This window comes from Aeromonas sp. R10-1 (assembly GCF_040908465.1).
Classification (GTDB): Bacteria; Pseudomonadota; Gammaproteobacteria; order Enterobacterales; family Aeromonadaceae; genus Aeromonas; species Aeromonas caviae.
The window spans coordinates 260,969-285,814 of record NZ_JBFODT010000024.1 but is presented as its reverse complement, the minus strand read 5'-3'; the positions used below and the strand labels follow the sequence as shown (position 1 = coordinate 285,814).

The window sequence follows — 24,846 nt, the reverse complement described above, 5'->3', positions numbered from 1 at the left end:
ACACAAGGAGCACACCATGACAAGGATTGGGTTTATCGGGCTTGGCAACATGGGGGGCCCCATGGCCGCCAACCTGGCCAGGGCGGGGCACAGGGTGCAGGTGTTTGATCTGGTGCCCGAGAGCCTGACCCGCGCCATCGAGGCCGGCTGCATTGCCGCCGGGAATGCCCGGGAAGCGGTGAGCGGCTGCGAGCTGGTCATCAGCATGCTGCCGGCGGGGGAGCACGTGCGCAGCCTCTGGCTGGGGGAGAGTGTCGGTGAGCGGGGCGGCCAGGATCTGCTGGCGGCCCTGTCGCCCGGTGCCCTGGTCATCGACTGCTCCACCATAGACGTGGCCTCGGCCCGTCAGGTGGGGGCGGCGGCGCAGGCGCGCGGCATCCGTTTTCTCGATGCCCCCGTTTCGGGAGGGGTGGCCGGTGCGGCGGCGGGCACGCTTACCTTCATCGTCGGCGGCGAACAAGCGGATTTTGAAGCGGCCAGACCCGTGCTCGCCTGCATGGGGCAGAACCTGTTTCACGCCGGGGCCCTCGGCGCCGGCCAGATCGCCAAGATGTGCAACAACATGCTGCTCGCCATCCACATGGCCGGCACCGCCGAGGCGCTGGCGCTCGGGGTCAAGGAGGGGCTGGATCCCGCCGTGCTCTCCACCATCATGGGCAAGAGTTCGGGCAACAACTGGAGCCTCGAGCGCTACAACCCCTGGCCCGGGGTGATGGAGAACGTGCCGGCATCCCGTGGGTATACAGGGGGCTTTATGACCCGGCTGATGGTCAAAGATTTGGGGCTCGCCATGGCGTTGGCGGAACATGCCCACAGCGCCGTGCCCATGGGGGCCCTGGCCCGCAACCTCTTCAACCTGCACGCGAGCCTGGGCCAGGAGAACAAGGATTTCTCCAGCATCCTCGAGCTCTATCGGGACAAAACAGCGCCGAGTTAAGGGCCGCTATCTACCTATTTACCCGATAGTCTTTGACTCGACAGTCACCGGCCATCTCACCAGGAGCATTTATGGATATCACACGGAAAGTCATCGCCATCACGGGGGCGGGCAGGGGGCTAGGCCGCGCCATCGCCCTGAGTCTGGCGGAGCAGGGGGCGCAACTTGCGCTCATCGACGTCAACCGCACCGATCTGGAGGTGACCGAGGCGGAGGTGCGCAGCCGTGACGGCCGCTGCGCCCTGTTCGTCTGCAACGTGGCAAGCGAGCCGGAGGTCGAGGCGACCTTCGCCGCCATCAAGGATCAGTTCGGCGCCCTGCACGGCCTCGTCAACTGTGCCGGCATCCTGCGCGACGGTATGCTGATCAAGGTGAAGGAGGGGGCACTGACGGAGAAGATGAGCCTGGCCCAGTGGCAGTGCGTCATCGACGTCAACCTCACCGGCACCTTCCTGTGCGGGCGCGAGGGGGCTGCGCTGATGGCCACCGGCGGGGAGGGGGGCGTCATCATCAACATCTCCTCCATCGCCCGCGCCGGCAACATGGGCCAGAGCAACTATGCCGCCAGCAAGGCGGGGGTGGCCTCTCTGGTGGTCACCTGGGGGAAGGAGCTGGCCCGTCACGGCATCCGGGTGATGGGCATCGCCCCCGGCGTCTTTGCCACCGACATGACGGCGGCGATGAAACCCGAAGCCATGGCCCGCATGCAGCAGGCCATCCCGGTGGGCACCCTGGGGCAGGCGGCGCAGCTGGCCCAGACGGTGCAGTTCATCCTTGCCAACGACTATCTGTCGGGGCGGATGATCGAGCTGGACGGCGGCTTGAGGCTCTAGTCCCCCCTGCATATACCCTCTCTGACGCCCCTCCTGCAGGGGCGTTTTTACAGGGGACAGGCCCCAGTGCAAGGGTGCATAGCCATGCAGGTCCGGCTTTTGAAAAGCGTGGCGGCATCATGAAAAGTCGTGAAATATCAACGGGTCTTTCTTAATTTGAACCAGCTCACAGGCACCCCGGGTCAGTGCTGTAAAATTGCGCGCGGTCAAGGCGGCTCATGATTGACGGCAAGAGGGATTGCGGCCGGCATAGTCATGCAATATAGTTGCCGCCTTTTTCACGGGGTACGGATTTCTAGCCCCTCCCATGTCGCGCGCTGTATGAATACGGATGCTCAGCCGCCGCCTAATAAAACAGGTTTGAGATGGACAAGAAACTGGGGCTGGGTGCCCTCATTTCGCTGGTGATCGGCTCCATGGTCGGTGCCGGGGTTTTCAGTCTGCCGCAAAACATCGCAGCGCACGCCAGTGCCGGGGCCGTCGCCCTGGGATGGGCCATCACGGGGATCGGCATGATCTGCCTCGCCCTGGTCTACCAGAATCTCTCCATGCGTCGACCGGATCTCGATGGCGGCATCTTCAGCTACGCCAAGGCAGGGTTCGGGGATTTCGTCGGCTTCAACGCCGCCTGGGGTTACTGGCTGTGCCAGCTGCTGGCCAACGTCTCCTACGCCATCGTGGTGTTCAGTGCGCTGAGCTACTTCTTCGACACGCCGGACAAGGTCATCTTCGGTGACGGCAATACTCCGGTCGCCATCACGCTCGCTTCCCTGCTCATCTGGTCGGTGCATGCCCTGGTGCTGCGCGGCATCCAGGTGGCGGCGCTGGTGAACATCGTCACCACCATCGCCAAGATGGTGCCCCTCATCGTCTTCTGCGTAGCCATCCTGCTCGCTTTCAACATGGAGACCTTCACCCTGGATCTCTGGGGGCAGGGGAGTCCCGAGCTCGGCTCCGTGATGGATCAGGTCAAGTCCACCATGAAGGTGACCCTCTGGGTCTTCATCGGCATCGAGGGGGCCGTGGTGGTCTCCGCCCGTGCCCGCCATCGCAAGGACGTGGGCCGCGCCACCGTGCTGGCGCTGCTCGGCGCCCTGGCGCTCTACGTCATGGTGACCCTGTTCTCCCTGGGGGTCATGAACCAGCCGCAACTGGCGGCCCTCAAGAACCCCTCCACCGCCATGATCCTGGAAGCCGTGGTCGGCCCCTGGGGCGCCTGGCTCATCAACATCGGCCTGGTGATCTCGGTGATGGGGGCCCTGCTGAGCTGGACCGTGCTGGCGGCGGAAGTGCCCTACATCGCGGGCAAGACCGGGGTCTTCCCGGCCTGGTTCGCCAAGGAGAACAAGAACGGCTCCCCCAAGGTGTCGCTCTGGTGCTCCACCTGCCTGGTGCAGATCTTCCTCATCATCATCTACTTCCAGAACAGCACCTATCTGGCGTTGGTGAACATCGCCACCTCGGCGGCCCTGGTGCCCTATGTCTTCTCCGGTGCTTACGGCCTCAAGCTGGCGTTGAAAGGGGAGACCTACGCGGGCCAGCCCCATCAGCGCAAGCGCGACCTGCTGCTGGCCCTGGTGGCCACCGTCTATGGCTGCTGGCTGGTCTATGCCGCCGGGGTGGAGTACCTCTTGCTGGTGGCGCTGCTCTACAGCCCGGGGATCTTCATCTACTGGAAGGCGCGCCAGCACCACGGCCTGCGCAGCCTCAATCGGCTGGAGCAGGGGATGACGGCAGCCCTGCTCGGCTGCGCCGTGCTGGCGTTCTACAAGGTGATGGACGGTACCATTCCCCTGCATTAATCGGCACAATAAAGGGATGGCAAGATGCCATCTCTTTTTTTATGGGCAATGGCGGTCAAGTTGACCGCTGTTTCGTTATTGAAGGAATGTTTATGCTGTTTGTGGGCTATCTGGTGTTGGGGGCCTTCGCGGGCATGCTGGCCGGGCTGTTCGGTATCGGCGGCGGACTCATCATCGTCCCCGTGCTGGTCCTGAGTTTTCACGCACAGGGCGTGGCGCCGGAGATCATCACCCATCTGGCCCTCGGCACCTCGCTGCCCACCATGATCTTCACCGGTTTCAGCTCCCTGCGTGCGCACCAGGAGGCAGGAGCGGTGGACTGGGGGATGATTCGGCGCCTGGGCGCCGGCATGCTGGTCGGTGCCTGGCTCGGCGGCATGACCGCCAACCTGCTCAGCGCCAGCACCCTCAACATCATCATCGGCTGCTTCGCCTGGACCATGGCCCTGCAGATGGGGCTCAATTTGAGGCCAAAAGCGGAGCGACACATGCCGGGCCCCCTTGGTACCGGGATCGCCGGCACCGTCATCGGCTGGATGTCGGCCTTGTTCGGCATCGGTGGCGGCTCGCTGACCGTGCCTTACCTCACCTGGAATTCGGTGCCCATGCGCAACGCCGTGGCCGCCTCCGCCGCCTGCAGCATGCCCATCGCCCTGGCAGGCAGCCTCAGCTACCTCTATGCCGGTTGGGGAGACGCCGATCTGCCCGAGTGGAGCGTCGGATTCATCTATCTGCCAGCCCTGCTTGGCATCGTGCTCACCAGCACCCAGTTTGCCCGTCTGGGCGCCAGACTGGCACACAGAATGTCACCCCGGCGGCTCAAGCAGGCCTTTGCCCTGCTCATGTTGCTGGTGGGTGCCAAATTCATGCTCTTTAGCTGAACCCTTGGCCAGATTGTTGAAAAATAAGGCGAACGGCTCGTGGTGCGGTAGAAAGCCATTGCATTGAGGGGCCAGTTTGCCTATTCTCCTCGCCGGTGGTCCTATTGGTCCTCTCGCATTGATAACCCGTCGACCTGGTCAGGACCGGAAGGTAGCAGCCAAGGCGGGGGACTCGAGTGCCGGGATGTGGCTGGTAGGGCCACCACTTGTTTCTGCAATTCAATAAGTTAGCTTCCTAAAGCCCTTGGTCATCCACTTTGTGTGGACGACGAGGAGCTCATCAATGAATCTCTGGCTCAGTCCCCACGGCATCTGGTATTACCGGAAAGTCACCACGCTCCCCTGTGGTCGCCGCAAAGAGATCAAAAAATCCCTGCATACCCGAGACAAACTTTGTGCACGTCACAAGGTGACCCAGCTGCTTGCCTGCGTGCGTTCCAGACCGAAATCTGGCGTTGAGCCTGCTGAGGCATCAGAGACCCCACCAAATCAATCGAGCACCAAGCCGGTGGCTCGGGCGGTTAAACCACTTGCTCCGCTCCTGTCAGTCCTGAGTGACCGCTATCAGAAGGAGAAGGCCCTATCCTGGGCTCCCAAAGAGCGAAAGAACCAGAAAAACTATCTCGGCTCCTTTATCGAGGCACTGGGGGATCGCCCTGTGACCGGCTACAGGAAGGCTGACGTGGTCATGTTCAAGGATGGGCTACTGAACTCGGGTAAGAGTCCGGCCACCATCAACAAGTACCTCCAGAAGCTCTCCCTGTTGTTTAGCTGGCTGGCTAACCATCAGGAGGGGATCGTCAACCATTTCGCTGGGCTCAAGTTGCAGCGGGTCAAAGAGACCAAGGCCAGAAGTGGTTACACGATGGAGGAGAGGCAGAGGTTCGTCCAATGGGCGAAAAGGCAGGAGCCCTATCGCCGCTGGATAGCCCTGTTGGGGCTCTACACGGGGGCCCGAGCCAACGAGATCTGCCAGCTCTATGCCGATGATGTTGTGCTGGTGGATAACATCTGGTGTATCAAAGTGCAGGCAGGTAGACCAGACCAGAAGCTCAAGACAGACAACAGCAAACGGCTCATTCCGATCCATTCGGCGGTGCTGGAGGCTGGCTTCCTGGCGTTTGTGCAAGAGAGGGTGGGGGGAAGGCTCTTCGTCGAACTGCCCCATCGCCAAGACGGCTACAGCCACCTTTGGGGGCAGTGGTTCAGCCGCAACCGGCCGGTGCCTAAAGATTTCCACAGTTTGAGACATACGGTAGCGACAATTCTGAAAGATAAAGGTATTCCTCTTCAATTTGCTGCCGCGATCTTGGGTCATACCAATGGTGCCATCAGTTACGACAGATACGGTGGTGGAGTAGCAGTCGAGAAGTTACATGCCGCTATCGAAGCTGCACTATGAACGCGTTACATTGGTGAACATCTAGTAGGTACTTCAATTCAAATAGCCACGGTTAGCTGGATGCTAATGAGAACAAGGAAGAGCTCCGTTGGAACACAATAGGCCTGATACGGCACAATCTGATTTGAATGACTTGAAAGAGCAAATTGCGTTGGAGTACGGGCGATGTCTCCTCCAGCTACAGCAGTTTGAATTGATGCTCAAAGCAGCCCTGCCCACTATGAAGGTGAGCGGATTTTCGGATGAGCTGGTTGGCAACATTGAACGCTATCGCCAGTTTTTAGTTGGAAAGACGCTGGGGCATTTGGTTGGTCAGTGGAGCCAGAGAATTATGCTGGGCGATGAGCAAGAAATTGATGATGCCCTACACAACCGAGCGTACATCAGCATCAGCGTTGGTCTGGAGGACGGGGAGTGGATGAGCGAAAAGCTCAAACAATTGGTCGAGTTGCGAAATGAGCTGGTGCATCATTTCCTGTCACGCTTTACGTTGAACTCGGAGGCCAGTTGCCAAGAGGCAATAAGTTATCTGTCTACTGCAGCCAGTACCATCAAGAGCAATAGGGATACGATACAATCCCTCCTGATCGCTTTTGAAGAAAGTAAGAAGAGACTGCTTGAATTTATTAACTCACCAGTCGGAGAGAGTCTCTATTTGTACGGCATCATCCCGGGTGAATCTGTCGAGAATTGGGAAAATACCACCATTATCCAACAGCTGAAATTTGAAGAGCATTCCTTAGCCAAGAACGGCTGGGTACAGTTAAACGAAGCCATTTATAGCATTGGCCAACGGTGGCCAGACTTATCTCCAAAGCTGTACGGATGTAGTAGTTGGCGGGAGGTCATTCATTGTTCCCAGCTCTTCGAAGTAGACAAGCGGCTATCTCCCACAGGTGGAGTGACTTGGTATCGCACACGCCGAACCTAAATTGATACAGCATGATGCTTTAGCAACCATCATTCCATCGATACCGATTTCCACAGCTTACGTTATGACGTTGAAGGTGCACAGAGTACCGCCTCAGTATGGGGCAGTGATGTGGGCCATAACCGACAACGAAAAGGGGCCCGCAGGCCCCGAAAATGTTATTGATTTGATGCAAGACGGAGCGTAGGGGATGCACTTGGATAAGCATCAAATGCATCATCGCGTAACACAATCCCAATAATTGCAGCCTTGTTACGGTAGCGTGTTGCTTCGAAACCCTTATCCACAAGTTTTTTCTTCAGGATGATTTTACTCATGGTCCACTCTCTGTCCTGCTGAGCCCAGCGGCTAAAAGCAGCGTAGATCTCATCCATGGTGCATTTGTAGTTACTGCTTGGCTGAGTGCACTCTTCCAAAAAGCGTCCCACCAGATCGGATTCGGCACGGTAGCTCTCGACATCGGCTTTAATGCTGGCTGGCATCGACCGTTTCAGCCCTTGTGCCAACCACATCTGGGTGCCTTGGATGGCCCAGTTCAAGATACCTGGCAGTTCATCCTGAAGCTTCTGCATCAAGTACGGATCTAATTGCTCTCCTGTGAACGCTGCATTGAAGGGAATCATCATCATTCGTCGCCACATGCCTGGGCTGGTATCCCGGATCACAGGCTTGTGGTTCCCCACCATGACAAGTGAGAAGCGGGGACGGAACTCCATCTCGCTCTTGGCATAAGGGGCCCTAGCGACAATGATGTCGTCACCCGTCATGGCTTTCACTAGGTTCTCATCCATGCGAGATCCCTCTGGTAGCTCATTAGCTACTACCAGTCGGGCGTCCACCAGCTTGGTCAACGATGGGTTCGGGCCGGTACTGGCATTGCGGTTAAACAGCAAGACGTTACTGTTGATCTGCCGACTATAGTCCCCGAGCAGTTGCTGGATGACCGACATGAAGGTGCTCTTACCATTACAGCCATTACCATAGAGGAAGAACAACAATTGCTCGTCGGTACGGCCCGTTATCCAGTAGCCCACACAGCGTTGCAGGAAGGTGGCCAGTTCGGCATCTCCACAGGTGATTTCACTGATGAATTGCTCCCAGCGTGGACAAGTAGCCCCCGAGATATAGACAGCAGGGCTGGCACTGGTCAGCAAATGGGCTCGACGAGCAGCAAGGAAACATCCAGAGTTCAGATCGATAACCCCGTTACCGACACCAAGTAGCATGGGGTTGGCGTTGAGCTCGGCGAGTTTTATCTGCAGCATCGGTTTGGCTAACTCCAGCATGTTCTGGATGCTCGCCCGACTGAGGCAACGGGTGCCATAGCTGCGAACCATCTTGCCCCATTCCATAGCCTTCTCGTCATCCTTCTCTTTGGCAGTATCGAGTAGCTGCTTTGCAATCTGGTGGAGTTCTTCTCCTACTTGTTTGGCCATGAGCAAAGGGGTTTGGTTGTCCAGTTCCCAGTAGGTCCCATTGAAGCAGAGGAAACTGCCAAACTCGGGCACATACTTGAGGTCATGGCCGCATAGTTCAACAAGCCGTTCAGCGTTTCGGCTGTCATGGAACTCGACTGCCAAGATGGACTGACGGGGGACAATTGTGACGGATTCTGGTTGCAGAGCATCATCTTGTGTACCCGTGGCTTCAACTACAAGTTCTCTCAGAGTAAATGCTGCTACCAGCTCCTGCAGAGGGAGTGGATTGTCGCCGTGCAGATACTCGTCGATGTCCTTCACACTATCTGGCAGCTTGACCTGAGTCAGTTTGAGGCCGAGCCGAGCCACCTTGGTGCGGTACTTGTCGCCAGCTTCGTCAGTGTCGAAGAAGGTCATGACATCTCGGTCGGCCAGTTCACGTCCAAGCCACTCCAACTGGGCCTGTGACAGTGTCCCGATGGTTGCTAGTGCGGGACCTGGCCAACCGGCATCCACCAGCGACAGCCGGTCATTCTCTCCCTCGACCAGGGCGACAGGGCCGGGGGCATTTAGACTCTCTTCCCCGTAAAACTGAACCCCGTTAAGCCAGTTGCGGCTCGGCAGTTGGAACTGGTGCTGCTTGTTTGGGTCCTTGAAGGTGAAGCGACTGACTTGTCCGTTGCGGTCGAAGTGCGGGAACACATAGACACCGCTCGGAAAGAAGTCATGAAGTTGGTCAGGGGCATTCTTGCGGGGCTTGACCAGACCGGATGCCAGCCGTTCTTCTTGGGAAAAGCCAGCATCCCGCAACGCTTTGTTCAGGCCACCGGAGAAACCGATGTCCAGCCCTACTAGCACCTCCTCAGAATGGCCACGGAGTTCCACCAGCTCCTCAATGTCCAGACGAGTTTGATAGTGGCGGGCAGCCAGATTGAATAGCTCCTGCAGGCGAGCTGGTGGAGCTGTGTAGACCGGTTGTTCCAAAGGTACGACCTTGGGTGTAGTGGGACTAGCCTCCAGTTCTCCCAGTAGCAGCAGGCGAGCAGCATCGTAGACATTTGGGGCTTGCTTGTATTTGACGATGAGGTCGAGGACATCACCATTCTCTTCACAGCTAAAACAGTGAAAGCTATTTGTTTCAGGATATAAGGTGAAACAATCGTTATGTCCGCATAGTGGGCAACTGCGATCATCCAGTCGATAGATCTCACCAAGTTGTTCTACGTCTTGCCCTGTAAGGGCTGAAGTGACATCAAGAATAGAGAATTTAGTCTTGATATCGGCAAGTTCGAAGTTGAGCGGGTAGCCTGCTTCGGCCAAAGCGAACTCGAGATCGCAATTTGTATGTTGAGACATGATTTCTCTCCAGTTTGACAATCAATTAATAACTCATTGTTTGACTGGCTAGATCTGCCATCTCAAAGGCTGATCGGCGGTCCGTCTACGTTCGAACAAAGGGTTGCCAGATGCTGAGGTAGTGGCCACCAGGAATCCATCATGGGAGCTGGCTTCATGGCCACGGGGACGTAAATTACCCAACACAAGGTCGAAATATACTCAGGGATGGATACACAACAAGAGTGAAAGCATTGCTTTTGCTGCCTTTATACTGTTTTTGAGATCAAACCTCAGAAACGGAGGGTTTGCAATTTGAGGTCAGATTTGATAATCCTAGCCTTCTTCGCTCGGCTTCAAAAAAGCTGCATATACAAAAACGAGATGCAGCGTTCTAGTTAGGGTAAGGGTTTAGCCGTAGAAGCCCCTCAACTTACACCTATGAGTCCCTTCTGCTTTTTCCATGTATTCGACACTTTCCCCGTGCCAAAACGAGATGTAAGCCCTCAGGTTTACGTGCCAGTTTTTTAGCATATTTATTAACTTTTTCATGTGGTTAACTAAATGAAAGGTTCTCTTAATTAGCCCGAAAATCGGCAGCGGGTATGTCTTTTAAGGCTGATTTCGCTTTGTTAATGGGGATGTAGGTCAGCACAAAATCGGCGTGTCAGTATGAAAATACGGCAGGGTGTTCGGTTTGGTGGTCAAAGTGGGGAAGAAAGGGTTGAGGATAACGGTTGGGATCACGCCCATAGCTAGTCCCCTGTGGTAAACTGCCCGCATTTCCGTTTGGTCCTGAATATGCCTCGGCAGTTCCCCGTATTTTGAGAATTCCAATGACTACCAATATCTCTTCCCTGGCTAGCCTGATCTGGTCGGTTGCCGATCTGCTTCGCGGTGATTTCAAACAGTCCCAGTATGGCCGCATCATCCTGCCTTTTACCGTACTGCGTCGTCTTGAGTGTGTACTGGCACCGAGCAAGGCCCAGGTGCTGGCCATGGTAGATACCACCAAGGCCATGCCGGAGCTGGCCAAAGAGAAGCTGCTGCTCAATGCCAGCGGCCACGCCTTCTACAACAGCTCTCCGCTGGAGCTGGCCAAGCTGGGTGAAACCCATGTGGGTGATAACCTGGATGCCTATGTGCGGGCCTTCTCCAAGGATGCTCGTGAGATCTTCGAGCACTTCAACTTCGATGCCAGCATCAACCTGCTGGAAGATGCCGACCTGCTCTACAAGGTGGTTCGCTCCTTTGCCAACGTGGATCTCTCCCCAGAAGCGGTAGATAACTACCACATGGGTCTGGTGTTTGAAGAGCTGATCCGCCGCTTTGCGGAAAGCTCCAACGAGACAGCCGGTGAGCACTTTACCCCTCGCGATATCGTGCGGCTCACCACCTCCCTGGTGTTTGCCGGTGATGATGAGGCTCTCGGCAAGCCGGGCATTGTGCGTTCCATCTATGACCCCACCGCGGGGACCGGTGGTTTTCTCTCTTGCGGCATGGAGTATCTGCATGAGCTGAACCCCGCCGCACGGCTGGCCACCTTCGGTCAGGAGCTCAACCCCGAGTCCTACGCTATCTGTAAGGCCGACATGCTGATCAAGGGGCAGGAGATCAGCAACATCAAGCTGGGCAATACCCTCTCTGATGATCAGTTGCCCTACAAGACCTTCGATTACTGCCTCTCTAACCCGCCATTCGGGGTTGACTGGAAGAAGGTTGAAAAGCAGGTGCGGGATGAGGCGGCTAAGTTGGGTTTTAACGGCCGCTTTGGCCCAGGCTTGCCACGGGTATCTGACGGCTCCTTGCTATTTTTGATGCACCTTATCGCCAAGATGCAACAACCCACGGCCGAGTGTGTGGGCTCCAAGATCGGGATTATCCTTAACGGTTCACCGCTCTTTACTGGTGGCGCGGGCAGTGGCGAGAGCGAGATCCGCCGTTATATCCTCGAGCACGACCTGCTGGATGCGCTGGTGGCCTTGCCCACCGATATGTTCTACAACACCGGCATCGCCACCTATATCTGGGTGCTATCCAACCATAAACCGGCGGAGCGTAAGGGCAAGGTGCTGCTGATCAACGCCAGTGACCTGCACAGTCCTATGCGTAAATCATTGGGCTCCAAGCGCAAGCAGCTGAGCGACGAGGCGTTAAGCGAGATTGTCAGTCTCTACAGCCGCTATGAAGAGAGCCCGATTGCCAAGATCTTCCCTACCACTGCTTTTGGCTATCGCCGTCTGACCATCGAGCGACCGCTGAAGCTGGCTTTCTATCCGCAGGATGCCGAACGTCTTGCCAGCCTTACTGCCGATAAAGGGTGGGCCAAGCTCGATGACTCCCTGCAATCCGCAATCCTGACTGCCTTGGGCCAGTTCCCTGAGGCCAAGTTGCTTTCTCGCGACAAGTTCAAAAAGCAGCTGACCAAACTGCTGGGTGAGGTCAAGCTGCCTGCTCCGGCCTTTAAGCTGCTGGTGAGCCATCTGGCCGAGCAGGATGATGCCGCTGAAGTGTGTAAAGCCAAGGGCGAGCCGGAAGCCAACCCGGATCTGCGGGATAACGAGAATGTTCCGCTTGGCGAGGACATTCACGACTACCTCAAACGAGAAGTGTTACCTCATGTGCCGGATGCTTGGATTGACACCAGCAAAATTGATCCATTGGACGGTCAGGTGGGTTATGTCGGCTACGAGATCCCCTTCAATCGCTACTTTTATCAGTATCAACCACCTCGTGATCTGGCGGCTATCGATGCCGATCTCGATGCGGTGGCTAAGGAGATTATGCAACTGTTGTCAGAGGTGCATTCATGAGCGAAAAAGTTGCAATATCTCTGCAGGGGCTAGCGGGTAAATATCAACCCTATCCGGAATATAAGGGTTCTGGCGTGGAGTGGTTAGGGAATATTCCTAGTCATTGGCAAACTAGTAAATTGCGCTATATGTTTACCTTTGGTAAGGGGCTGTCTATTACCAAAGAAAATCTGCATGATGATGGAATTCCTTGCGTTAACTATGGTGAGATACACTCAAAATATGGGTTCGAAGTTGACCCAACACAGCATCTGTTAAAATGTGTCGATGAGAGTTATTTAAAGACATCCCCCAAATCATTGCTGAAAATTGGTGATTTTGTTTTTTCAGATACATCTGAAGATCTCGACGGCTCTGGTAACTTTACTCAGTTAACCAGCGATGTTATGACTTTTGCTGGGTATCACACTATAATAGTTCGCCCAATTGATAGACACGGTTATCGTTTTTTTGCCTATCTCTTTGACTCAAAAGAGTTCCGCACAGCTATTCAACATGCAGTTAAAGGTGTCAAGGTTTTCAGTATAACACAGGCGATTCTTCGAGGGGCAGATATTTGGTTACCATCATCTGAAGAAAGACAACAAATAGTAACTTTCCTCGACCACGAAACTGCTCGGATTGATCAGTTGATTACCAAGCAACAACAGCTTATAGAATTGCTTAAAGAGAAGCGACAAGCGGTGATCACCCAAGCTGTGACTAAGGGATTGAACCCCAAGGTTCCTATGAAAAATGCTGGTGTCGAGTGGCTCGAACAAGTGCCAGAGCATTGGACGGTGACTACACTACGTAATTTGATTCGAGCAGAGGCTGTAATCCTTCAAGATGGTAATCATGGTGAGCTACATCCCACAGCTTCAGAATATGTCGATGATGGAATTCCATTTTTAATGGCGAATAATGTTCGAGATGGAAGAGTAAATCTTACTGATTGTAAACGAATCTCAAAGAACAGAGCTGATATGCTTAGAATTGGCTTTGCTAAAGCTGGGGATATGCTATTAACCCACAAGGGTACTGTGGGTGAGGTGGCAATGATTCCTGCAGATATATCAGAGCCGTATTGGATGCTTACTCCACAAGTAACTTATTACCGGTGGACTGAAGATAAATTTGATGCGGCATTCTATATGTACCAATTCCAGTCGAAATCGATATTGACGCAGTTAGATATTATCGGTTCTAAGCAATCAACCCGAGCATATGTAGGACTTATAGCTCAAGGAGATCTAGTCGTCACAGTTCCTCCCATAATGGAACAAAGAGCAATCCGAGAGGCGCTTAGAAAACATGCAGAACGATTCGACAGAATGTTCGCGAGAGCAACTGGTCTGATTGAGTTATTACAAGAACGCCGCACCGCCCTTATTTCTGCCGCCGTGACCGGCAAGATCGATCTGCGTGGCTGGACACCGCCAGCAGAAGAGGCTGCAGCATGAGTTCAATGCCGCAAACCGAGGCGACTGATGCCATTGCTCCAGCCAGCAATGACGAACAGTACCGCTGGCTAACCGAGCTGATTTTCGATAGCAAGGAACTCGATAAGCTGGGGGGCATGGTCTCCGAGTTCAATCTGTTTGAAGCGATGGGGATGGTGCGTCAGGAGATCCGCCACTCCCATTTTCTCGGCACCCTCTTCAATCCCCGCGAGCCCCATGGCTTGGGCTCCCGCTTCTTTGAATCGCTGCTTTCAAGGTTGCTCTATGACTTGCCGGATCGGCGTAGTGGCGAAGTCTCTCTGCTCGATATCGATCTCTGCGATTACGACGACCTGCAGGTGTTTCGCGAGCAAGATCGTATCGATCTGCTGCTGGTGAGCGAGCAAAACCGTCAGGTCTTTGTTATCGAGAACAAGATTGATGCCGGTGAGCACGGCAATCAGCTGGAACGGTATGAGCAGGCCGTAAACCGCCGCTACCCCGAGCATCGCAAGGTCTTTGTCTTTTTGACCCTAGATGGCAGTGAGGCCAGTCGCGATGGCTGGTTAAACCTGAGCTATGCCCAAGTGATTGAATGCCTGAGTGAACTGGTCACCGATTATGGCCACCAGATCCCGCCATCAGCCCGTATCGGCATTGAGCACTACATCACCCTATTCAAGCGATATTTTATGGAAGATACCGAGATTGCGGAGCTCTGCCGCCGCATTTACAAGAAGCACCAGAAAGCCCTGGATCTGATTTTTGAGCACAGACCTGCGGATGGTGATGGCCGAACCGAGCGCCGAGATTGGGCGAAAGATGTTATCGCTCTTGTCGCAGAGCCGCACGGTTGGGAGATCGATAGTGAGACAAGAACCATGGTTCGTTACGCCCATTTGCCGTGGGATGACGGGAAGGGGATGCGTTCTTCAAACTGGACCAAAAGTGGCCGCGTTGTGCTGTTTGAAATCCAGAGCAATACCGACAAGCTGGAGCTGAAACTGCTGATTGGCCCAAGCAGTGATACTGCGTTGCGTAACCATTTGTTTGGCTGTGTTGAGCAGAGTGGTGTTGCAGCGCTGTCAACGCGAAAACTGCGGCAAAGCCCGCAATGGAGCCAGGTCTACTCACTGCGTCTGCTCGATAAAAAACACACTGTCGATGAGCCTGAGGAAGAGGCGTGCAAAAAACAGATCGACAAGAAGCTACAGCATTTCTGGTCACACGACTGGCCCCTGCTGAAAGAGACCATGGACAAGGCGATTGAGACCTTGTAGCGAGGATGGCGATAACAATGGATAACAAAGCACGGGAAAAGGCATTTCAAGACCATATCATCGCGCAGCTAGCCGCTTCGGGTTGGCTGGTGGGCGAGTCGTCTCACTACGACAAAGAGCGAGCCCTCTATTCGGAAGACTTGATCGCCTTTGTGCAAGAGAGCCAGCCTGAGGGATGGCAGAAATACTGCAAGACCTACGGCGAGCAGCCGGAACGCCACCTGCTGGATGGTGCGGTGCGTCAGTTGAAACGCAGTGAAGGGGGAACCCTGTGGTTGCTGCGTAATCAGATTGAAGATCGCGGCCATCGGCTCAAGGTGGCCAGCTTCAAGCCTGATCATGACTTGAATCCCGAACTGCTGGCTCGCTATCAAGCCAACCGGCTGCGGGTGGTGCCCGAGTTGGTCTATAGCCCCCATGGCTATGATGGCCGTATCGATCTGACCCTCTTTTTGAACGGCATCCCGGTAGCGACACTGGAGCTCAAATCTTGCTTCAAGCAGTCGCTGGAGAATGCCAAGAAGCAGTATCGGGAAGATCGCTTGCCCAAGACCAATGGGCGTGATGAACCACTACTGAGTTTTCGCCGCGGGGCGCTGGTGCACTTTGCAGTGAATCAGTTCGAGGTGGCGATGACCACCAAGTTGGCGGGCGACTCGACTTTCTTCCTGCCATTCAATCAGGGCACCCGTGAGGGTGGTGCGGGCAATGATCAGCCCTTGCCAGTGAATGGTGAGGAGGGCATTGCTACCGGTTATCTGTGGCAAGAGATTCTGCAACCGGATAACTTCCTGCGGATACTGAGCCGCTATCTGCACCTTGAGGTCAAGGTGGAAGAGGATGAGCTGGGGCGGCAGAAGAAGAAAGAGACGATGATCTTCCCTCGCTATCACCAGTGGAAAGTGGTTCAGAATTTGTTGACCACTGTGGGGCAAGAGGGGGCTGGTCAGAAGTACCTGATCCAGCATTCGGCGGGGTCTGGTAAATCCAACTCGATTGCCTGGTTGACCCATCAGCTGGCCTCGCTATACCTGGATAAAGGAGAGAAGCTGTTCAATTCGGTGATCGTGATTACCGATAGAACGGTGCTCGACAGTCAGTTGCAAGAGACTATCGCCCAGTTTGACCATGCTGATGGGGTGGTGAGCCGCATCAATCGTGAAGAGGGAGATGGCTCCAAGTCAGCACAGCTGACCGATGCACTGGCCAGCGGCACGCCCATCATCATCGTCACCATTCAAACTTTCCCGCACGTACTCAAGGCTATTCAGGAGTCGACCACGCTGAAAGGCTCTCGCTTTGCGGTGGTTGCCGATGAGGCTCATTCAAGCCAGACCGGCAGCACGGCGCGTCAGTTGCGTGAAGTCTTGATGGCCGAGCAGCTGGATGGGGAAGAGGAACTCAGTGGCGAAGATGTGATGAACATGACGCTGGCCGCTCGCGGTGGCAGCCAGAACATCAGCTACTTCGCCTTTACGGCAACCCCGAAGGGTAAAACGCTGGAGCTGTTTGGCCGCCCAGCGAACCCGGCGATGCCGCTTGGCCCGGATAACAAGCCCAAGCCATTTCATGTTTACTCCATGCGTCAGGCGATCGAGGAGGGTTTTATCCTCGATGTGCTGAAGAACTACACCAACTATTCGCTTGCTTACAAACTCGCCATGAAGGCAGAGGAGGCTGATAAGGAAGTGGATGCCAAGAAGGCTCGCATCAGGCTATCCAAGTGGGTGCGGCTACACCCGCACAATATCGGCCAGAAAGTGGCGATCATCGTTGAGCACTTCCGCACCAACGTGGCCAATCTCCTTGGAGGGCAGGCCAAGGCGATGGTTGTGACGTCGAGTCGACTGGAGGCGGTTCGCTACAAGCTGGCGTTCGACAAGTATGTAACAGAGCAAGGCTATGGTGCTATTCGTGCCATGGTGGCGTTCTCTGGCGACATCGAAGAGGAAGGGCAGAGCTTTAACGAGCGGAACATGAACCCCGAGCTTAATGGGCGGGACATGCGTAAGGCATTCGATACCCAGGACTATCAGGTGATGCTGGTGGCCAACAAGTTTCAGACCGGTTTCGATCAGCCCAAGCTGTGTGCCATGTATGTGGACAAGAAGCTGACAGGAGTGGATTGCATCCAGACCCTTTCTCGCCTCAACCGCACCTATCCCGGCAAGGAGAGCACCTTTGTGCTCGATTTTGTGAATGATCCGCAGGATGTGCTGGAGGAGTTCCAAAAATATTTTGAGACAGCCACCCTCGATACCGTCTCCGATCCCAATCTGGTCTATGACCTGTTCCACAAGCTGAAAGCGACGGGCATCTTTACTTGGAGCGAGGTGGAGGCGTTTAGCGATGCCTATTTCGATCCCAAGCGTGGGGCCGAAGCCTTGCCTGGTTATATCAAACCGGCAGTCGAGCGGTTCACCAAGCGTTACAAGCTGGCCAGTGAAGCTGTGCGGGAGTGTCGCCAGATGCTCAAACGCATCGAGCGTGAAGGCGGGTCTGCGACTGACAAGGTAAATGCCGAACGGCGGGTCAAAGAAGCGACCGAAGCCAGGGGCGAGCTGGATCTCTTCAAGAAAGATCTCAACAGCTATGTGCGGTTCTATGAGTTTGTCTCCCAGATCACCGCCTTTGATGACGAATCATTGGAGCGGCTCTGCGTGTTCGCCCGCCACCTGCTGCCGATGTTGCGTCAGGAGGTGCTGGAGGAGGACGAGATTGATCTCTCTCAAGTGTTGCTGAGCCATTACAACCTCAAGGCCAAGCGAACTCAGGATCTCAAGCTCAAAGCTGATGCAAGCGGCAATGGTTTGCAGGGCATCTCGGCGCTCGGCAGTGCCAAAGCAAAAGAAGAGAAGAAAGACTTCCTCTCTCACATCTTGGAGCAATTGAACGATCTGTTCGGTACAGAGGTGACTGATGGGGACAAGCTGGATTGGCTGCAGGGGATGGCCAGCAAGATTGCGGAAAACCAGCCCTTGATGGATCAGGTGCGAAATAACCCCCGCGACGCCATCATGCTGGGTGACTATCCCAAGGCGGTTGATGCGGCTGTGATCGAGCGGATGGATATTCAGAACGGCATGTCGCTGGACTACCTCTCTCGACCCGAGGCGGCCAACCGTATCCAGAGCCTACTCCTGGATATCTTGCTCAAAGGCTTGCAGGGGGGATTGAGCCATCAGAATTAAGTGGGGTTAATTGGCACCATGGTTCCCCAGCCTAATAACAGGAGGGGGAAGAGGTGATTATGGTCAACTGCCGATTTTGAGGCATATCTATGAACTTTTCTTATCATCGGTAGCATAGAGAAGATCGTATTAATGCATAGAAATCGGCAGATTAATTACCTCGCTTAGTGTTGCAATCGGTTGGGTAATCTTAACTGTTGAATGAACAAGGGGTCCCGAAGGACCCCTTGTGGTTATAGCAAGCAGCTCAAGTAATTTGGCGTTATCTGACGCAATGATAGATAGTATCTGCAACGCATCTCAATACCGGTAATGGAGCCATATCGGTAGCCATCGTATTCTGGGCAACACCGCCATCAACGCCATAAAAGTCCATGATTTCATGGATTTTGGCAATCTGCTGCGGTGTTACGTTTAATTCACCGAATAGACGGCCCTGAATCGGATTTTCATCACAAGGCACAATCCACAATGCTTGTGTGCCAGCATGGTCACAATCTGAAAAAAGAATATTCAGCTTGTGTTGGCCGGGCAAACTTTGCGCCAGTGTGCGACTCATTAACAAATAGCTGCTGTGTGCTTCGTGTTGATAACGCATAGGTGTTTCCTCATGGTTGGTTTCGTTTGGCTTATATCGATTGCCGTAAGTCGAATGTGTTGCCAAACACCATGTGGATTAAACAGAACCCTGTTTTACCTGGAATTATCAACCCAAGTAATTAATAACATTGCTTGAGGTATATTGACAAGAGGGTGCTGGGTGAGTCATCACTGGGCTTATACCTGAATGTCCAGTATTTAATTTATCAATAATGCGGAGTGTTCTTGGCATAAGTAACTCGTGTATCCAAACGACGCGAGGTTACTGTTATGACACACCACTATGATGATCACCCCGGACAGGGCGATCACATCATTAATCAAGCTTTGGCCATTCTGGAGAGCCGACAGCGGCATCTGGGCCATGCCTTCACTCAGCCCAAAGCGGCCGCAGACTTCCTTCGGCTCAAGATGGGTGAATACGAGCGGGAAGTGTTCGCCGTCATGCTGCTCGACAATCAGCATCGGCTACTCGATTACCAAGAGCTGTTCTTCGGCACTATCAATGCTGGCACCGTTCACCCCCGTGAGGTGGTCAAGGCGGCTCTCAACAAAAACGCCGCAGCGGTCATTCTGGCCCATAACCATCCCTCTGGTATGGTCGATCCCTCGGATGCCGACAAGGCTGTCACAGCTCGTCTCAAGGAGTTGCTCGAGATGGTTGACGTGCGAGTGCTCGACCACTTTGTGGTGGGACAGCACGACATCGTCTCGTTTGCCGATAGGGGGCTGCTATGACCCCATCCAAACAGCTACAGGCTCTGTTTGACAAGATCATCGGCAGCTACCCCGATGCCACTGCCCTGACCCTCAACTTCCGAAGTCCCGATTATTCCGCCGACACTGGTGGTTACCGTCCGGTCGAAATTCGTCTGGAGAAACGGACTGGGAGTTGGGGGCTCCTCTATGTGACGGAGTTCTGCTATGTCACCGATGAGCTGACTAAGTCGCTGGATTTCGACTTCGCCGCCGGGGTGTTCTACGACCCCTGGTGTGGAGAACGGCCGTTGGCCACAACCATGGACCTCTACCGGATCTGGGAGAGGAACTTTCTCACCTATTACCGGATGGAGGTTTACCACTTGGATATTTCCCAAGAGTGACTGTTATGAACGACTTCACGAAAGCCCTGCTGCTCGATGCCTTGAAAGCGGCATTGACGGCATTTGCATCGGTCATCGTCAACGCGATGATGGCTCGCTATATGCCACCACACTTCTACAACATGAATGGAGATGAATACCAATGAAGAAGATGATCCTGAGTTCCTTGGCCCTGGCAGTATTGACCAGTGGCACTCTGTTTATTCACCAGCAACGTAAGGTCAAGAAGGCTGAATTGGCTAAGGTATTGCGGATGCCTGGTAGCACAACACATCATTAAGTCGAACCTGCAACCTACATATGTACCATTCAGATCATAACGAGTCCGTTAATTCGTCAAGATGGGGCGAGGCTACCTGCATGGTACATATGTACCATTCAGATCATAACGAGTCCGTTAATTCGTCATGATGGTGCGAGACTACCTGCATGGTACATATGTACCATTCAGATCATAACGAGTCCGTTAATTCGTCATGATGGTGCGAGACTACCTGCATGGTACATATGTACTATTCAGGTCATAACGAGTCCGTTAATTCATCATGATAGTGCGAGACTACCTGCATGGTACATATGTACCATTCAGATAAAAATGAGTCCCTTTGTCATTAGGCTCCTCGGCGAGTAGCTCTAACATATGTAGTAAACAGATATCTCTGGCCCTTGATGGGCACCAAAAAACCCCTTGCGGGCCCTCCATCACGGAGTGGCCCGTTTTCATTTGTATCACTGGCACAGGTCAATAGACCAAGCCCGTGTGACGCGAGCGAAAGTGCCACTTTTTGCCGGTCATATGGGTTCCTTTCGACCTTCTGACCGGTCGCGTCAGTGTACCTTGCCCTATTGACCAGGAGGAGACCATGGCACTGGTGGGATATGCACGTGTCAGCACTGTGGGGCAGAGCCTGGATGCCCAGCTTCAGGCACTGGCCGAGTGCAGCAAGATATTTCAGGAGAAGGTGAGCGGGGCCAAGGATGATCGCCCGCAGCTCTCGTTGATGCTGGATTTTGTTCGTGAGGGAGACGTGGTGATGGTGACCAAGCTGGATCGCTTGGCTCGCAACACTCGCCACCTCTTGGAGATCTCGGAGTACCTGCACGCTAAGCGGGTTGCTCTGAGGATTTTGAATCTGGGTATCGATACCTCGACACCTACCGGAAAACTGATGCTGACCATGATCGGTGCCATCGCCACGTTTGAGCGGGAGTTGATGCTGGAGCGTCAGGCAGAAGGGATCGCTATGGCAAAACAGCGTGGGGTCTACAAAGGTCGCAAGCCGACCGCCATGGCTAAAGGGGAGGAGGTGCTGTCACTCGCTGAACGGGGAATAGCCAAGGCAGAGATAGCACGTCGAACGGGGATCAGCCTATCCAGTGTGCAAAGAATACTCAGGCAGTTAGAGGGAAGATCAATGTAATCAACAAGATAAAGTCATCATTAGTGCGTGAAAGCGCTATCAATCACACAAATCTTAGCTGCGATTTATTAGCATGCCTCCTTTGGAGTCAAATAGTGCTCGGTGTGCTGATAATAAAAAAGACAAGGAGAGAAATAGATGTCAGTTCGTTCACTGGTGAGTATGGGTGTATGCATAGCTCTGACTGCTTGTGGCGGTGGTGGTGGAGATAGCGGTGGCACCCCGACCCCTCCTAAACCCAAGGCTGCGATCTCGGGGAAGGCGATCGATGGGTATGTCCAAGGGGCCTCTGTCTATCTGGACCTGAACTTCAATCGGCAATGGGATGAGGGAGAACCTAAGAGCACCACATCTGGGGCAGGTGATTATCGTCTGGAGCTGACAGAGGCTCAGCAAGCGTGTGCTCAATACGTGCCCTTGGTTGTCGATGTGCCTGTGGGGGCCGTGGACCAGGATCTGGGGCCTGTTGAGAAAGCTTATCAGATGGTACTACCGCCAAAGTTCAAGCCGATCACGCAAGATGATTTCTATCATGTGACGCCGCTGACCACTGTGCTGTGGAGCTCAGTAGAAAAGGAGTTGGCTGCTGGTGGGGCTCTGACTTGCCAGAGTGTGATGGAAAATCAGCAAAAGCGTGAGCAGCTGATGCAGTCACTGAAACAGGCTGTGGATCGGGTGGTGTATCACTACAACATCCCCGAGAATAAACTGTTTGATGACTTTATCGCTACCGGTGATGACGAGACGGCGATCAAGGCCCAAGAAATCGTACGCGGGCTACAGAAGTCATTCAGCGCCAGTGAAGAGCTAAAGCATGCCCATCCTGATGCGTTCTATGCCTACGTGGATTACCACCAGGGGGATTATAGAGACCACGATAATGCCTATCCGCAGGCTTGGTATCGTGATCAGGGAATCTATTGGACCAACAAGAGCCGGACTGAACTGGTCAAGGTCAGCGATGACTTCAGCCAAGACATCAGAACCATCATCTATGGCGAGAAGACCAGCGTAACGGGCAATGGTTATCGCTATAGCAACAGCTACGAGTTTGAGTCTCGTGGTGGTGACGACGCGCCCTATACTTGCGATATCAAGGAGACCGTTTCCACGACGGCAGATGGGAAGGAGTATGAGCTGGTGAACTTGGCCGGAGGTGAGGCAGGCATCTTTGCCGACTGCATCCCTGAGAGTTTGGCTGGAGCGATTACTGGCCGCTATGCGACGGTCGGTTACAAGGATGCCGAAGCTGACTATGGCAGCCAGTTTGTCTATTTCCTCGGTGGCTCTAACAGCTTCCCCTTCCTGAACGATTGGGTAGGGATGGCGGATGATCATGCAACCCGCAACATGAGCGAACTGGTCGCTGCCTTTGAGAAACTACCGTACCGCTATGATGACAAGACGCCGGAGCCGGATGCTGGTGCTTGGTTCAAGAAACAGACCGTGACTGACAGCAACAAGGTCACCACCACTATCAGCTATGACAACCAAGGGCGTTACCGCAAGTTCACCGTCTTTGCTGATGGGACGCACAAAGAAGAGTGCGGCACTGATGGCGTGACATGGGGGGAATGTATTAATTGACGTTTAAATATGAGCCCGCCAAGGGCTCTTTTTGATGATTGAAAGGTTGTGTTGTCATAATGCAAGAAGGGTATTTCACTAAATGAAATCTAAATTCATACTATCATTTTTATTTATTACTTTTATTCCCATGGCCTATGCTACTAAAGAATCAGAAGAGTTCATGAGTGCCAAATATGAATGGGATAATTGTGGTGATGCGAGTAGTGATCAATGCATAGATGCCTTTCAACGGTATCAGGCTGCCAGCAATGCACTAAGCCATTCAGTTTTAACTAAAATGCAGGATGCAAATGAGAGAGCATTACAGGCCCAAGTAGATGATAAGCTACAACAGATTTTAGTTAGTGAGAATATCAAAGTATCTCAAGTAACAGAGAAGCCTAATGGTGATAGTATTAATCAGCCAGACCATGGTGAAACAGGAAAAAGCGATCGTGATTCTATAACTACAGTAGATAAATCTACGGAAAAAGATAATGTTGATAGAGTTGTTAAGGGAGGAAGTGATCCTGCTTTAGTGTTGACTCATGAAATTCAAGGGCGGCTTTTTGATCTTTTTGGTGATGAAGGGGAGTTTATTTATTTTGATTCCGATCTCAGGAAAGCTCTAGAATCGTCAAGTTTAGATCAGTTATCTACAATGATTAAATATCCGTTACGCATTACTGGAACTGAATGGGGGGCGATTGCTATCACTAATCCAAATAGCTTAAGGGATAACTATTCTCGTATTTTTACTAAAGAGGTTGTTAATGCTATTTTGAAAACAAATCCTAATGGAATTGTATCGAGTAGTGATGGTATCCATTATTCTGACGGTAACAACTCTAATGCGAGTGTCGGAGTCATAGCGTTATATGTTGACAAAAAACTAGCGTATAAAATTGGTTCTATAAATCTACCACTTACAGCAGAACGTAAGCATTCAAAGGATGAAACAGGCATCACATATCAATGTGAGACTAAAAAGCACATGATATTGATCGACTCGATGCCTAACAACTTGTATCGATATCGCTCTTGGAATAAACCAAGAAAAATTACAGAAAAACCAGATGTAGAGATAAAAGATCCAAAAGCATGGCGCCCTCAAGGCACAGGGGCTTGTAGTTATACACTATGGGATTTTTCTCGGGGTAATATAAGCTACCAAATTGACGAAGGCTCTCCATGTGGAGAACAATCCATCCCCGATAAAAAGGGTTCTGTTAGAGTCTATATTGGTGGGGCAGAGAAACTAAGTCTTCCCTGCCTTTGATATAGCGAGTTTATCCTGAAGGGGCCTTGATGGGGCACCTTCAGATTTACAAGTTTGTATTGGAGTAAGGATGTAACGATGCTTGGCTCGGCAACCACGGCACTATGATTGTATCCTGGTTACGCCAGCCATCCGCCTGAATCCAAACTCTCCTGCTCGATAGAACACATGAACGCCAGCCTGTTCTGAACAGCTCGGGCAGCTTTTGAGTTTCTGCCCGTTTTGATGGAACACAACTGAATGGTTGAGGGGCTGGCCACAAGAACACTGGTCGGTCATCGATGAACTCACTTCCGGCGGTTGTCGGTTTCTTTGGCTACCCCTTTGAAGGGCTCCCCACCTTGTTTCTGCTCGATAAACTTGCCGCTATCCGTATCACGTTTCGTCCAGTTCCCATTAACCGGGTTCTGAACTTGGGTACGGTCGTTGACGGAACCTTGTCGATAGCCTTTGCCTGTGTTCGTAGCCATATGTCACCTCGGGTTTAAGTGAGACCCAAAGTTACCATTAGATTTCATTTTGCTCAATATTGGGTTGATTGTTGAGCTGTTGAGGGAGGGGATGGGGCCTGTAATGAGGTGCTTGCAGTGTACGGGAGAGGGCGGGTAGGATTGGCCTGTTTGTTACCAA

General features: G+C 53.4%; 19 protein-coding genes and 1 other RNA gene. 17 read left to right on the top strand and 3 right to left on the bottom strand.

The genetic code is table 11. The annotated features are described in order from the left end of the window. Nucleotides 1-16 precede the first annotated feature (16 nt). The 7 genes from mmsB (at nt 17) to AB5Y93_RS12755 (ending at nt 6,786) form a co-directional block, all read left to right on the top strand. Complete coding sequence (gene mmsB, locus AB5Y93_RS12785; RefSeq protein ID WP_368229516.1) at nt 17-937, top strand: 3-hydroxyisobutyrate dehydrogenase; 921 nt, start codon at nt 17-19, stop codon at nt 935-937. A gap of 71 nt (nt 938-1,008) precedes the next feature. Continuing rightward, on the top strand, nt 1,009-1,770 hold the full coding sequence (locus AB5Y93_RS12780) for an SDR family oxidoreductase (protein WP_323949836.1): 762 nt from the start codon (nt 1,009-1,011) through the stop codon (nt 1,768-1,770). 365 nt (nt 1,771-2,135) lie between these two features. Beyond that, the gene (gene arcD / locus AB5Y93_RS12775; protein ID WP_223919928.1) at nt 2,136-3,572 is read left to right on the top strand and encodes an arginine-ornithine antiporter; all 1,437 of its coding nucleotides are present in this window, start codon (nt 2,136-2,138) and stop codon (nt 3,570-3,572) included. A gap of 92 nt (nt 3,573-3,664) precedes the next feature. Then, nucleotides 3,665-4,453, top strand: a complete 789-nt coding sequence (locus AB5Y93_RS12770) for a sulfite exporter TauE/SafE family protein (RefSeq protein ID WP_042014760.1) — start codon at nt 3,665-3,667, stop codon at nt 4,451-4,453. 102 nt (nt 4,454-4,555) lie between these two features. Beyond that, nucleotides 4,556-4,652, top strand: an RNA gene (ffs, locus tag AB5Y93_RS12765) — signal recognition particle sRNA small type. Nucleotides 4,653-4,736: 84 nt separating this feature from the next. Next, nucleotides 4,737-5,855, top strand: coding sequence for a tyrosine-type recombinase/integrase (locus AB5Y93_RS12760; protein ID WP_368229515.1), 1,119 nt, complete (start codon nt 4,737-4,739; stop codon nt 5,853-5,855). Nucleotides 5,856-5,943: 88 nt separating this feature from the next. Next, a complete protein-coding gene (locus AB5Y93_RS12755; protein ID WP_368229514.1) occupies nt 5,944-6,786 on the top strand; it encodes an OST-HTH/LOTUS domain-containing protein in 843 nt (280 codons plus the stop codon). Nucleotides 6,787-6,944: 158 nt separating this feature from the next. Here AB5Y93_RS12755 and AB5Y93_RS12750 read toward each other — a convergent pair whose 3' ends face one another. Then, complete coding sequence (locus tag AB5Y93_RS12750) at nt 6,945-9,560, bottom strand: phage/plasmid primase, P4 family (protein ID WP_368229512.1); 2,616 nt, start codon at nt 9,558-9,560, stop codon at nt 6,945-6,947. An 815-nt stretch (nt 9,561-10,375) separates the two neighbouring features. On the opposite strand from AB5Y93_RS12750, the gene AB5Y93_RS12745 reads away from it, so the two are divergent. Genes AB5Y93_RS12745 through AB5Y93_RS12730 form a run of 4 tightly spaced genes read left to right on the top strand, consistent with a single transcriptional unit; the run spans nt 10,376 to nt 18,244 of the window. Further along, on the top strand, nt 10,376-12,352 hold the full coding sequence (locus AB5Y93_RS12745) for an N-6 DNA methylase (protein ID WP_368229511.1): 1,977 nt from the start codon (nt 10,376-10,378) through the stop codon (nt 12,350-12,352). Then, entirely contained in the window at nt 12,349-13,794 is a 1,446-nt protein-coding gene (locus AB5Y93_RS12740) for a restriction endonuclease subunit S (protein ID WP_368229510.1), read from the top strand. Before AB5Y93_RS12745 ends, AB5Y93_RS12740 begins: the two co-directional genes overlap by 4 nt. Next, the gene (locus tag AB5Y93_RS12735) at nt 13,791-15,053 is read left to right on the top strand and encodes a PD-(D/E)XK nuclease family protein (RefSeq protein ID WP_368229509.1); all 1,263 of its coding nucleotides are present in this window, start codon (nt 13,791-13,793) and stop codon (nt 15,051-15,053) included. The genes AB5Y93_RS12740 and AB5Y93_RS12735 overlap by 4 nt, the downstream gene beginning before the upstream one ends. 17 nt (nt 15,054-15,070) lie before the next feature. Beyond that, entirely contained in the window at nt 15,071-18,244 is a 3,174-nt protein-coding gene (locus AB5Y93_RS12730) for a type I restriction endonuclease subunit R (protein ID WP_368229508.1), read from the top strand. 262 nt (nt 18,245-18,506) lie between these two features. Here AB5Y93_RS12730 and AB5Y93_RS12725 read toward each other — a convergent pair whose 3' ends face one another. Further along, on the bottom strand, nt 18,507-18,842 hold the full coding sequence (locus tag AB5Y93_RS12725; protein WP_201968993.1) for a hypothetical protein: 336 nt from the start codon (nt 18,840-18,842) through the stop codon (nt 18,507-18,509). Nucleotides 18,843-19,114: 272 nt separating this feature from the next. Here AB5Y93_RS12725 and radC point away from each other — a divergent pair, with 272 nt between their 5' ends. From radC to AB5Y93_RS12695, 6 genes are all read left to right on the top strand, one after another. After that, entirely contained in the window at nt 19,115-19,582 is a 468-nt protein-coding gene (gene radC, locus AB5Y93_RS12720; RefSeq protein ID WP_073350485.1) for a DNA repair protein RadC, read from the top strand. Further along, on the top strand, nt 19,579-19,947 hold the full coding sequence (locus AB5Y93_RS12715) for a DUF2787 family protein (protein WP_216992233.1): 369 nt from the start codon (nt 19,579-19,581) through the stop codon (nt 19,945-19,947). The genes radC and AB5Y93_RS12715 overlap by 4 nt, the downstream gene beginning before the upstream one ends. 5 nt (nt 19,948-19,952) lie before the next feature. Next, the gene (locus AB5Y93_RS12710) at nt 19,953-20,093 is read left to right on the top strand and encodes a hypothetical protein (RefSeq protein ID WP_164470740.1); all 141 of its coding nucleotides are present in this window, start codon (nt 19,953-19,955) and stop codon (nt 20,091-20,093) included. Nucleotides 20,094-20,810: 717 nt separating this feature from the next. Beyond that, entirely contained in the window at nt 20,811-21,368 is a 558-nt protein-coding gene (locus tag AB5Y93_RS12705; protein WP_201912428.1) for a recombinase family protein, read from the top strand. Nucleotides 21,369-21,506: 138 nt separating this feature from the next. Then, the gene (locus AB5Y93_RS12700; RefSeq protein ID WP_368229505.1) at nt 21,507-22,955 is read left to right on the top strand and encodes a hypothetical protein; all 1,449 of its coding nucleotides are present in this window, start codon (nt 21,507-21,509) and stop codon (nt 22,953-22,955) included. Nucleotides 22,956-23,037: 82 nt separating this feature from the next. Next, complete coding sequence (locus AB5Y93_RS12695) at nt 23,038-24,216, top strand: hypothetical protein (RefSeq protein ID WP_368229503.1); 1,179 nt, start codon at nt 23,038-23,040, stop codon at nt 24,214-24,216. Nucleotides 24,217-24,503: 287 nt separating this feature from the next. Here AB5Y93_RS12695 and AB5Y93_RS12690 read toward each other — a convergent pair whose 3' ends face one another. Continuing rightward, nucleotides 24,504-24,686, bottom strand: a complete 183-nt coding sequence (locus tag AB5Y93_RS12690; RefSeq protein ID WP_021230269.1) for a hypothetical protein — start codon at nt 24,684-24,686, stop codon at nt 24,504-24,506. Nucleotides 24,687-24,846 lie beyond the last annotated feature (160 nt).